Raw genomic sequence first — 11,058 nt, forward strand, 5'->3', positions numbered from 1 at the left:
GCGATAACTAATAATTATCGCACGTTTGGTATGGCCTCAAATTTTTATTTATGCCGTCCTTCTAAATTTTTGGCAATTGTACCAAGGTTTAAATTCTTTTCGCGCAGTAGTACCAACAGGTGAAAAACCAGATCTGATGCCTCATTTATCAGGTCCGTTTCTGTTTCTGCTAAAGCTGCAATTACCGTTTCAACGCCCTCTTCGCCAACTTTCTGCGCAATTTTATTGAGCCCTTTTTTACGCAGTTTATTTATGTAGGAACCCTCCTGTGGGTTGGTGTATCTGTCGTCAATAATGTTTTCTAATTCGCTGATAAAGTTTTGATTAAACTCCGTTTTAAAACAACTGCGTGAGCCGGTGTGGCAGGTAGGACCATCGGCTTTTACTTTTATTAGCAGTGTATCGTTATCGCAATCTATATGTATGTTTTTTACATGTAGGAAATTGCCGCTGGTTTCACCTTTTGTCCATAAGCGGTTTTTTGAGCGCGAGTAAAAGGTAACTATATTTTCTGTTACTGTTTTATCGTAAGCTTCCTTGTTCATGTAACCGAGCATCAGCACTTCAAGTGTTTGATCATCCTGTATCACTACCGGCACCAACCCGTTTGTTTTATCAAAATCTATTTCCATTCCTCTTTTTTAATAGCATATACTACACCCGGCTGGCATCCGCAGCTTTGATCGTACTGGTATTTCATGCCTAATTTAGTAAATACATTAATAGAAGGGGTATTATCCTTCATTGCTGTACCAATAATTTTATCTAACATAAGCGTGTTAAAGCCGAAGGTCAAACTTGCGTTGGCTGCCTCGGTAGCGTAACCTAATCCGCGATGGCGTTTCAGTAACCGATATCCAATATCCACCTGTTCTTTATCGCTTATATATTTTAAACCGCACCAGCCAATATATTCACCGCTTTGTTTAATGAGTACACTTAAGCGGCCCATATTATATTTTTCGTACTGATCGTATCCTGCAATAAATGCTTCCGCATCAGTGAGTGAATTAAATGGCACATCTCCCGTGAAACGCCTTATATCATCGTCGGCGTAAAGTTCCATCATTGGTGACGCATCGTCTTTTAAAAATGGCCGCATTATCAACCTATCAGTTATTAATTGTAGGTTCATTTATCTTACTTCTATCTGATGTGCCTTTAAAGCTGATTTAAGATCAGGTATCAGGATCTCACCGTAATGAAATACCGAAGCTGCTAAAGCGGCATCCACTTCGCTCTGCTGAAAAACATCCACAAAATGCTGTACCGAACCCGCGCCACCCGAAGCAATTACGGGGATGTTTACAGCATTGTTCACCAAAGTTAACAAACCGTTATCAAAACCACTCTTTGTACCGTCATGATCCATTGAAGTAAGCAGTATTTCGCCTGCACCACGGCTTTCGGCTTCCAATATCCATTCCAGCGTTTGTTTTTCAGTAGGCAGGCGTCCTCCGTTCAAATACACAATATTTTTATCATCCATTACGCGGGTATCTACCGCAACAATTACAAATTGCACACCAAATGCTTTAGCCAGTTCATCAATTAATGCGGGGTTGCGCACCGCGGCAGAGTTGATCGATATTTTATCAGCTCCGGCATTCAATAAAGCATCCGCATCGGCTATCTCATTAATACCTCCGCCTATAGTAAATGGAATATTGATTTGCCTTGCTACTGCCTTTACCAGTTCAACCATGGTTTTGCGGCGCTCAACTGTGGCGGTAATATCTAAAAAAACAAGCTCATCCGCGCCTTGCTGCGAGTAATTCCAGGCCAGTTCAACCGGGTCGCCGGCATCACGCAGGTCAACAAAGTTCACACCTTTTACGGTGCGACCGTTTTTTACATCTAAACAGGGAATAATTCGTTTTGCGAGCATAAATTACAGGAGCGTGGTGCCAGATTCAAAAACTCCCCCTTCAGGGAGCTGCGGGGGGCTTGGTTTTATATCGACATTAATGATTCCAGATTCCAGTTTTTTATTTCATCAATGCTTATGCGATTTTCATATATGGCTTTACCAACCACACATGACTCTACCTTTATTTTGCTCAATTCTTCAATATCTGCCATTGAACTTACCCCGCCGGAAGCTATTAACTTGATAAACGGCGAGTGATCAAGCAGTTTTTGATATAGTTTTACTCCGGCTCCGCCTAACTTGCCATCTTTATTAATATCTGTACATAAAAATCTGAAAAAACCTAAAGCCAGGCACTTATCTACATAGTCCATTAGCTTGATAGGAGAGCTTTCCATCCATCCGGAGTATTTGATTACTTCGTCCAATACATCAATAGCTATAACCACCTGATTGGAGCATTTATCGCGCCCGCAGATGGCTTTACCTAATTCCGGAAGAAAAGATGGGTTGGTAAGCGCCTGTGTGCCCACAATTACCCGATGTACGCCCGAATCTATCAGTTCCTTCACTTTGTCAATGCTACGTATCCCTCCGCCATATTGTACCTGCATATCTGTTTTACGGATCACATCAAATAAATACTGCTGATTACTGAAATCGTTTTTAGCGCCGTTGAGGTCAATGATATGAATAAAGTTAGTACCGTTTGACTGATACTTCTCAATCATCTCTTCGAGTGTAACCTCATATTCGGTTACCTGTTCGTAATCACCTTCGCGAAGGCGCACGACTTTTTTATTCAGAATATCAATAGCGGGAATAATATACATGATTTAAATTTTTGAGAAGTTTGTTAATAATGTTTCGCCATACACACCTGACTTTTCCGGATGAAACTGCACACCGTAAAAATTATCAAGCCAAATTGATGCCGAAAATTTATTTATATAACTTGTTGATGATAAAGTGTATAAATGGTCATACTCAATAAAGTATGAATGTACAAAGTAAAAATGTGATCCGGCCGGAATATTTTTAAATAAAGGATTTTCCTTTTCCTGATACACCTGGTTCCAGCCCGTGTGCGGAACTTTAAATGTGGTATTACCTGCAAATTTAAGGGTTTTTACCGGGAATATGTTCAGCATGTCGGCGTCACCTTCCTCCGACCAGGAGGTTAACAGTTGCATGCCTACACAAATACCCAATGTTGGCTTTTTTAATGCCTTTATTTTGGGCACAAGGCCAGTTTGCTCCAATTTATTCATGGCTGCTCCTGCATGGCCAACACCGGGAATGATATAGCGATCAAATTTTTCAAAATCTGTTTCCGTGTACACCATTCCGTAAGGAATGTTTAAACGCTCTAAGGCTGCCGTAAGCGAAAATATATTCCCCGCACCATACCGGATGATTCCTATACGGGGGCCATCAGGCGAAATGCCTGGCAATGCTGTAGCTGTATCTGGCTGATTGTTATCGGTCATTTGGAGCACCTCATGTTAAGGAATGGGAGGTGAATTATAAAACCCCTTTTGTACTTGGTAAAACCATTTTGTTCACATCTCTTTTAACAGCCATTTTTATAGCTTTTGCAAAGGCTTTAAATATAGCTTCTATTTTATGATGTTCGTTTTGCCCTTCAGCTTTTATATTCAAGTTGCATTTTGCCGCGTCGCTGAACGATTTGAAAAAATGATAGAACATCTCTGTTGGTACATCGCCAACCTTTTCTCTGTTAAATACGGCATCCCATACTATCCAGTTTCTGCCGCCAAAATCAATAGCCGCCTGTGCAAGGCAATCATCCATCGGCAAGCAAAAACCATAACGCTCAATTCCCATTTTATTGCCTAAAGCTTTAGCAAAAACTTCGCCTAAGGCAATACCGGTATCTTCAATGGTATGGTGCTCGTCAATATGCAGGTCGCCTTTAGCAGTTACGGTCAGGTCCATACTGCCATGCCGGGCAATCTGGTCAAGCATATGATCAAAAAAGTGTAATCCGGTTGATATATTTGCTTCGCCTGTGCCGTCCAAATTAAGCTTTATGTAAATATCCGTTTCTTTTGTTGTGCGTTTATGTTCTATCTCCCGTTCGCCTAATTTTAAAAACTCATATATCTTTTTCCAGTCGGGTGTTTCCAATACAACCGCGCTGGTAATATCTTCTTTCCCGGTAAATTCTCCGGCCCCTAATGAGGGATCATTGTTTAACCAAATACCTTTAGCCCCTAAATTTTTTGCTAAAAGCATGTCGTTTTTACGGTCGCCTATTACAAAGGAGTTGGCCAGATCGTATCTGGTGGTATCAAAATACTGCGTAAGTAAAGCTGTACCCGGTTTGCGGGTAGGGGCATTGTCGGCAGCAAAAGTGCGATCGATATATTGGGTTTTAAAGTTTACCCCTTCATTGCCGAATGTTTTGATGATGAGGTTGTGTACCGGCCAAAAAGTGTCTTCGGGATAAGAAGCCGTACCCAAACCATCCTGATTGGTGATCATGATCAACTCATAGTCCAATTCAGCTGCTATTTTGGGCAGATATTGTAAAGCACCGGGATAAAAGGTCAGCTTTTCAAACGAATCAATTTGTTCATCCGGTGTTTCCAGTATCATGGTACCATCGCGGTCAATAAAAAGTATTTTTTGCAGCAGCTTGCTCATTTATATTGCTGTAAAGTTTCTATCAGTACGTTGTTTTCTGAGGGCGTGCCAATGGTAATACGCAGGCAGCCTTCGCATAATTCCACCTTTGAACGGTCGCGGATAATAATGCCCTTGCTTACCAGATAATCATATATCTTTTTAGGGTCGCTTGTTTTCACCAGTATAAAGTTAGCATCAGAAGGGTAAATATCCTGCACAAACCCGAATTCTTTTAAGCGGAGCACCAGGTTGTCGCGCTGCTCCAATGTTTCTTTTATCCAGTTATTTACCTGCTGCACATTGTTTAATGCCTCCAGTGCTAATTGTTGTGATGCCTCATTTACGTTATAAGGAGGTTTAACCTTGTTCATTACCTCAATTATCTCTTCGCTGGCGAAAGCCATGCCTACACGTAATCCTGCCAGTCCCCAGGCTTTAGAAAGCGTTTGCAATACCACCAGGTTAGCATACTCGGTAAGTTCCTGGATAAAGCTTTTTTGCCTGCTGAAATTGATGTAAGCCTCATCTATTACCACCAGGCCGCTAAAGTTTGCCAGCAGCGTTTCAATATCATCGCGGTTAATGGAGTTGCCTGTAGGGTTATTTGGCGAGCAGATGAAAATAAGTTTGGTGTGTTTATCTATTGCCTCGGCAATGCCTTCCATATCAAGCTGATAATCGGGCGTAAGCAATACCTTGCGGGCCTCAACATCATTTATATTGGCAGATACCTGGTACATACCATAAGTTGGCGGTACAATGATCACATTATCCACACCGGGGTTACAAAAGCTGCGAAAAAGAATGTCGATCGCCTCATCGCTACCGTTGCCCAGGAAAATATTGCGGGCCGGCACACCTTTTATTTCGCTCAGTCGTATTTTAACTTTGTATTGCAGCGGATCGGGGTAACGGTTATAGGCCGTATGTAATGGAGAGCCGAAAGCATTTTCATTCGCGTCTAAAAATACGCTGGCCTCACCGGTATACTCATCCCTTGCCGATGAATAAGGGGTGAGGTTTTTGATGTTCTCTCTAAGAAGATTATTTATATCGAACATTTTAGTTAAGCAAATTAAAGTCTTTTGAAAATTTCATTTGTTTGCCTCTCCCCGTATCAAAATAGATAGTGTCATTTTGAATATATGGATAAGGGAAATAATTATTATCGTCGGTTTCTATAAAATCTTTTTGTATAAAATGACTGCGGGTGTTTTTAGTAGAAGGATCATATTCTGCAGCAGAAATTTCATTAATTCCTGAAGAATCTACTTGTTTGATCTGCCAGTAATAGATTTTATTATTTATAATATATGGTGATGAAAAATAATAGTTAAAATCAGGAGCAATATCTGAAAACTTCTGTTTTTTACCATTCGTGAGAATTTTATATTCACCAAAAGTTGCGTTAATAGTATTTTTATAGCCAGACGCTTTTAACTGTATATCCTCTAACGGGCCATTGCTGGAAACAACCTGATAAAAATACATATTATCATTAATTTTATTAATCCCAAAGCCTTTGTCTATAGTATCGACTAAGGCCCCATTTAAGGTGATTACTGCGTAAGTTCCGCCCATTACTACTGCATCAGCATAGCCCGTATCTGTCACCATAAAACCATCTTTTAATTTGTATGGTTTAAATAAGGTGGTACCAGTGTTTATTTTATCAATTATAGTCGGTTTTATTTGGGGTAATGAATCTTTTACAGATAGTTTGTCTTTGCTTTTGCATCCGACGACCAAAATTATGCATGATATGTAAATAGGTATCTTCATTTGTTAGGCTGGTGTCGTGATGCTTAGTTATATATTATTCATCCTTACAGTTACCGCATTTTTGTGTGCATGAAGTCCTTCCATCTCCGCTAATACCTCTACCGACGGGCCTATGTTTTGCATACCCTGCCCGGTTAAGTGTTGAAACGTGATCTTTTTGACAAATGAATCAACCGATACGCCTGAATAAGCCTTTGCATAACTACTGGTAGGTAATGTATGGTTAGTACCCGATGCATAGTCGCCGGCACTTTCGGGGGTTAAATTTCCCAAAAAAACAGATCCTGCGTTAATGATAGCGGGAGTTAAGGTTTGCCACCTTTCTGTTGCCAGTATTAAATGTTCGGGAGCATATTCGTTACTAAAATCCATAGCCTCATTTAATGAGCCTGTAACAATAATATACGAGTTGTCCAATGCTTGTCTGGCGATCTCGGCGCGTGGTAAAATCACGAGTTGTTTATCCACTTCATTTAAAACTTCATCAGCTAAGGCCTGTGAAGTGCATACCAAAACAGACTGGCTATCTACTCCATGCTCTGCCTGTGCCAGCAAGTCGGCCGCTACGTAAGCGGCTTTTGCGGTTTCGTCGGCAATTACTAATACTTCTGATGGACCCGCAGGCATATCAATAGCAGTGGTAGTAGTAGATTGAATGATGGTTTTAGCTTTGGTTACAAACTGATTCCCCGGGCCGAATATCTTATCCACTTTGGTTATCGACTCCGTACCATAAGCCATTGCGGCTATTGCCTGCGCGCCACCGGCCAAATAAACTTTATCAACTCCCAACATTAGCGCCACGTATGCTATAAAGGCGTTTACCTTACCGTTTTTTTGCGGAGGGGAGCACACTATTATTTGTTTGCAGCCTGCAATGCGTGCGGGTATGCCCAGCATTAAAAATGTGGAAGGCAGAACCGCCGTACCACCGGGAATATAGAGCCCTACCTTTTCAATAGCACGTATTTCGCGCCAGCAGGTAACTCCTGGCATGGTTTCTACGTGTTCTTCGGCTTTTAACTGTACTTTATGAAATTTATAGATGTTATCGTAAGCGGTTTGTAAAGCGGTTTTCTGCTCACCGGATATCGCTTTGGCCAATTCTTCTAATTCGGCTTTATCCAGATAAAGTTTATCCAGTTCCACCTTATCAAAACGGTAGGTATATTCTAATAAAGCTTTATCGCCATGCTGCCTAACGTTTTCAATAATATCTTCTACCAGCGTGCGTATCTCATTCGCCGGATCAATATTACGCTGAACCAGTTTGGCAATATCCGCTTTGCTTAACGCCGAATAATTGTAAGTTTTCATAGCCTGCCCCAAATGCTCTCCAAAAGGAGAGGCGTTCTACAATATTATTTTCTCTATCGGCATTACTACAATGCCTTGCGCGCCTGCTTGTTTTAGCTGGCTTATCCTGTCCCAAAAATCGCGTTCAGGTATAACGGTATGTACCGCTACCCAATCTGCCTCGGCAAGCGGCACTACAGATGGGCTTTTTACCCCCGGTAATAAAGCGGTGATAGCTGCCAGGTTTTCGCGCAGTACATTAAGTACCACATATTTGGTTTCCTTAGCGCGTAAAACTGATTGTATGCGTTGTATCAGTTCTATTATCAGGTCTTCGTTCTCACTGCCTTTGCGGCCTATTAAAACAGCTTCGGATGACATCACATCCGCAAAAGGTTTAAGCCCGTTGCTTTTCAGAGTGCCACCCGTTGATACCAGGTCACATATTGCGTCGCTTAAGCCTAAGCCCGGAGATATCTCTACCGAACCGGAAATTGTGCGTATGTCGGCTTCAATACCTTGTTCTTTCAAATATTTCCCTAAAATTACCGGATAGGTAGTTGCTATAGAGCAGCCATTAAGTTGTGATATCTCCTGAATGCTGTTGTTATTTGGTACTGCTATTTTTAAGGAGCATTTACCAAAACCCAAACGTTGCAGGTAGCTTACATCTACTTCGGTTTCCTCTATCACGTTTTCGCCAACAATGCCTAGATCGGCAATGCCATCCTGTACATATTCGGGGATATCATCGTCACGCAAAAAAAGTATCTCTAAAGGGAAGTTAGATACGGGAGAGATGAGCGAACTTTTATAATTTTCGAAATTTAAGCCGCAATTTTTTAATAATTCAACGGATTTTTCGTTGAGCCGACCCGATTTCTGGATCGCTATTTTTAATGTTTTCACAAAATGATTTTAAAGTACTATAATAAACGGAGGTTGTTATTTCACGTAGAAACATACATTATCTTTTCACCACAAGGTGGTGATGGTGCAGATGAAGATGATGTAGTGTTAAACCTTTCATTTTTATAGTATAACTATAGATAAGATGTTGCAAATATATACAGTTGTTGATTAAATCAAAATAAATAATGTAACAGATGCATTGTGAGCATTTATTCAATTCGGTTCATCCGCCGCGTTATATTCATAAATGCCGCCATCTTCAAACTGTTTTAATAATTTAAGATGCTTTACTTTTTTAATGTCATCAAGTGTAAGCAACTCCTTGTAATACACGTTGTTGAACCATATTAAATAAAAGTGTTTGGTGTCATAAAATTTTTGTACGTCCTTCTTAAAAAATTTATGTGGTAATAAAAAGGAGGATGTTCCGGATAAAAAATATACCGCTTCATGCGCATCAGAATAAATAATAACTCCGGGTTTAAACATTTTACCTTTGTCTTCCTTCAGGAATTTAGCAAATGGCGAAAGGTTCCAGTCATCATCGGTATAACCGGGATTACCGTAGTCGCATTGGTCATAGCAGCGTTGCCAATCTATTTTATAGGAACGGTAAGCAAACAGCAACATAACTGCTGCCAGCGGTATGCTTACAAATAGCCTGGGTTTAAACTTTAACCGTTTAACTATACCTATAACCCAGCTGGTGCTGCCCCATATGAGCGGGATAAACATAGGAGCCAGTAAACGGGAGTTGATACGCTCGAACCTGGAGAAAGTGGCGGACAGTATAATGAACAAACCATATACTAAAGCAAAAGTGATGGCGATGTTCTCATAGGTCGTCAACCTTTTTCTCATGAAATTAAAAAGTAACGCCGATGTGAAGCCAAAAATAAAAAGCCATACAAGCGGTGATGCTATGGCGTATTGATTGGGTGTTAAAGTTAACCAATCGCAAAATACCGTGCCCGAATAATGCAGATTTTCTGCAAAAGGTGTAATAGACGGTTCGCGGGGGCCTGTAAGGCTTTTGGTACTTAATATATTGATGAGTAAATTAATAACCAATAAAGAGCAACTCACCACCCCGTAGATCAGGATGTGATTGATCTTTTTCTTAGTGGGTAAGGATCTGTCCAGTAATAAAAGCAATCCGCCTGTGCCTATAACCGTTACGCCGGCATAGCGGGTAACACAGCTTAAAGCAGCAATAAATGCTACTAATATTAAGGAGCCTAAAGTATATTTTAGGAAATACTGCCTTAGTGCTAAAAAGAAAATGAGGCATAAGAGTATAAACAGCGTTTCGGACCATAGGTAAGTGTACACCTGTAAAAGCGCCGCGCTTAAAACAATTACAGGCAATATAAGCCATTTATACAACCGGGATGCAACCGAAAACCGATGCATAATTAGTCCGCTTAAATATATAACTGCTGCAAACATCAATCCGTTCAATACGGGGCCTGCCGCAACGGGGTCAATGCCTGTTATAAAAAATACGATCCCTAAAAATATGGGATAAAAAACCGGGAAATCGACAATAGGAGCGTGGTTGAAAGTTAATGTAGAGCCATGCGCAGCAAAACTGCGGGCAGCGCTCGTGTACATGATGGAATCTGGCGATATGCCAATGCCACTGTACCGTGTAAACAGATAGATGATATAAAAACCCACCGCCGAGGCTAATAAGGTATCGTAGTTTTTTATATATCTCGATATTGCCATTATTGTTCTTTAAAGTTACAAACGGCTTTTTTGTTTACAAAAAGATCAACTTTAACCAAATGATAACTGTTATTATTTATATTAAATAAGATTCTTAGGCTATTTGATGAAGTATTTCACTCAAGGGCTGATCGCTGTTTATTAATATGCCTGTTACGCCAGCCGCCGTTCCTGCTTCCACATCACGTTCACGGTCGCCTATGAAATATGACAGGGAAGGATCTATGTTATATTTTTCTATCCCTTGCAGTAAAAGGCCGGGCTTAGGTTTGCGGCAATCACACTCTCCGGTAAAATCGGGGTGATGCGGGCAATAAAAAAAATCAGTAAGTTGTACACCTTTTTCCGCATACACTTTTTTCAAATGCTGATGCATTTTTGATAATTCGGCCTCATCATACCAGCCTTTGGCTAATCCGCCCTGGTTAGTGGCAACCAACAACATATAGCCTCTGTCTTGCAGGGTTTTCAGCGTCTCAAAATTATCCAGTACATGAAAATCTTCCAACCGGCGTACGTAGTCGCCCATTTCCTGGTTTAACACTCCGTCACGATCTAAAAAAACTGCTTTATTTTTTTGCGGCATATTGTAAGGTGTAAATTTATAATCCTGCAAAACTAATTTAATAAGTTTATTTGCTATGTGTGCATATTAAATAAACCTTAAAAATTATAATTTTCATATATTAAGTATATTATTTTTGTAGACATTATAAATTATTTGCAATAAAAGGTTGATTTTTTAGGATTTATTAAAAATAAACTCACCGTTTATAAAAATATTGAAATTTTAGTAATTTCGTTATTACGCATAA

12 protein-coding genes are annotated in these 11,058 nt (G+C 40.3%); all 12 read right to left on the reverse strand.

Annotated elements, in window-relative coordinates; genetic code table 11:
* Positions 1 to 44: 44 nt before the first annotated feature.
* Positions 45 to 632 (reverse strand): bifunctional phosphoribosyl-AMP cyclohydrolase/phosphoribosyl-ATP diphosphatase HisIE, encoded by a 588-nt coding sequence (hisIE, locus tag I5M19_RS16620; RefSeq protein ID WP_200067480.1) that lies wholly within the window; start codon positions 630 to 632, stop codon positions 45 to 47.
* Entirely contained in the window at positions 623 to 1,135 is a 513-nt protein-coding gene (locus tag I5M19_RS16625; RefSeq protein WP_200067481.1) for a GNAT family N-acetyltransferase, read from the reverse strand. The genes hisIE and I5M19_RS16625 overlap by 10 nt, the downstream gene beginning before the upstream one ends.
* Positions 1,136 to 1,888 carry an imidazole glycerol phosphate synthase subunit HisF gene (gene hisF / locus I5M19_RS16630; protein WP_200067482.1) on the reverse strand — a complete coding sequence of 251 codons (753 nt, stop codon included), beginning with the start codon at positions 1,886 to 1,888 and terminating at the stop codon, positions 1,136 to 1,138.
* A 65-nt stretch (positions 1,889 to 1,953) separates the two neighbouring features.
* A complete protein-coding gene (locus I5M19_RS16635; protein WP_200067483.1) occupies positions 1,954 to 2,703 on the reverse strand; it encodes a 1-(5-phosphoribosyl)-5-[(5-phosphoribosylamino)methylideneamino]imidazole-4-carboxamide isomerase in 750 nt (249 codons plus the stop codon).
* A gap of 3 nt (positions 2,704 to 2,706) precedes the next feature.
* Positions 2,707 to 3,360, reverse strand: coding sequence for an imidazole glycerol phosphate synthase subunit HisH (gene hisH, locus I5M19_RS16640; protein ID WP_200067484.1), 654 nt, complete (start codon positions 3,358 to 3,360; stop codon positions 2,707 to 2,709).
* A 34-nt stretch (positions 3,361 to 3,394) separates the two neighbouring features.
* Entirely contained in the window at positions 3,395 to 4,540 is a 1,146-nt protein-coding gene (gene hisB, locus I5M19_RS16645; RefSeq protein ID WP_200067485.1) for a bifunctional histidinol-phosphatase/imidazoleglycerol-phosphate dehydratase HisB, read from the reverse strand.
* On the reverse strand, positions 4,537 to 5,583 hold the full coding sequence (gene hisC / locus I5M19_RS16650; protein ID WP_200067486.1) for a histidinol-phosphate transaminase: 1,047 nt from the start codon (positions 5,581 to 5,583) through the stop codon (positions 4,537 to 4,539). The genes hisB and hisC overlap by 4 nt, the downstream gene beginning before the upstream one ends.
* Before the next feature lies 1 nt (position 5,584).
* Positions 5,585 to 6,304, reverse strand: a complete 720-nt coding sequence (locus I5M19_RS16655; protein WP_200067487.1) for a hypothetical protein — start codon at positions 6,302 to 6,304, stop codon at positions 5,585 to 5,587.
* Positions 6,305 to 6,331: 27 nt separating this feature from the next.
* Positions 6,332 to 7,621: a histidinol dehydrogenase gene (hisD, locus tag I5M19_RS16660; RefSeq protein WP_200067488.1), complete on the reverse strand. Its 1,290-nt coding sequence runs from the start codon at positions 7,619 to 7,621 to the stop codon at positions 6,332 to 6,334.
* Between the two features lie 36 nt (positions 7,622 to 7,657).
* Positions 7,658 to 8,509 (reverse strand): ATP phosphoribosyltransferase, encoded by an 852-nt coding sequence (gene hisG, locus I5M19_RS16665; RefSeq protein ID WP_200067489.1) that lies wholly within the window; start codon positions 8,507 to 8,509, stop codon positions 7,658 to 7,660.
* Between the two features lie 216 nt (positions 8,510 to 8,725).
* A complete protein-coding gene (locus I5M19_RS16670; RefSeq protein ID WP_200067490.1) occupies positions 8,726 to 10,243 on the reverse strand; it encodes a hypothetical protein in 1,518 nt (505 codons plus the stop codon).
* Positions 10,244 to 10,337: 94 nt separating this feature from the next.
* Positions 10,338 to 10,829, reverse strand: coding sequence for a D-glycero-alpha-D-manno-heptose-1,7-bisphosphate 7-phosphatase (locus I5M19_RS16675; RefSeq protein WP_200067491.1), 492 nt, complete (start codon positions 10,827 to 10,829; stop codon positions 10,338 to 10,340).
* Between the last annotated feature and the right edge of the window lie 229 nt (positions 10,830 to 11,058).

The sequence above is a fragment of the Mucilaginibacter segetis genome, assembly GCF_016522075.1.
In the GTDB taxonomy this organism is placed as follows: domain Bacteria; phylum Bacteroidota; class Bacteroidia; order Sphingobacteriales; family Sphingobacteriaceae; genus Mucilaginibacter; species Mucilaginibacter segetis.

Coding starts and splice junctions, on each gene's coding strand:
- hisC (WP_200067486.1), bottom strand. CDS start 5,583: ATGTTCGATATAAATAATCTTCTTAGAGAGAACATCAAAAACCTCACC.
- hisB (WP_200067485.1), bottom strand. CDS start 4,540: ATGAGCAAGCTGCTGCAAAAAATACTTTTTATTGACCGCGATGGTACC.
- I5M19_RS16635 (WP_200067483.1), bottom strand. CDS start 2,703: ATGTATATTATTCCCGCTATTGATATTCTGAATAAAAAAGTCGTGCGC.
- hisIE (WP_200067480.1), bottom strand. CDS start 632: ATGGAAATAGATTTTGATAAAACAAACGGGTTGGTGCCGGTAGTGATA.
- hisF (WP_200067482.1), bottom strand. CDS start 1,888: ATGCTCGCAAAACGAATTATTCCCTGTTTAGATGTAAAAAACGGTCGC.
- hisD (WP_200067488.1), bottom strand. CDS start 7,621: ATGAAAACTTACAATTATTCGGCGTTAAGCAAAGCGGATATTGCCAAA.
- I5M19_RS16625 (WP_200067481.1), bottom strand. CDS start 1,135: ATGAACCTACAATTAATAACTGATAGGTTGATAATGCGGCCATTTTTA.
- I5M19_RS16675 (WP_200067491.1), bottom strand. CDS start 10,829: ATGCCGCAAAAAAATAAAGCAGTTTTTTTAGATCGTGACGGAGTGTTA.
- I5M19_RS16655 (WP_200067487.1), bottom strand. CDS start 6,304: ATGAAGATACCTATTTACATATCATGCATAATTTTGGTCGTCGGATGC.
- I5M19_RS16670 (WP_200067490.1), bottom strand. CDS start 10,243: ATGGCAATATCGAGATATATAAAAAACTACGATACCTTATTAGCCTCG.
- hisH (WP_200067484.1), bottom strand. CDS start 3,360: ATGACCGATAACAATCAGCCAGATACAGCTACAGCATTGCCAGGCATT.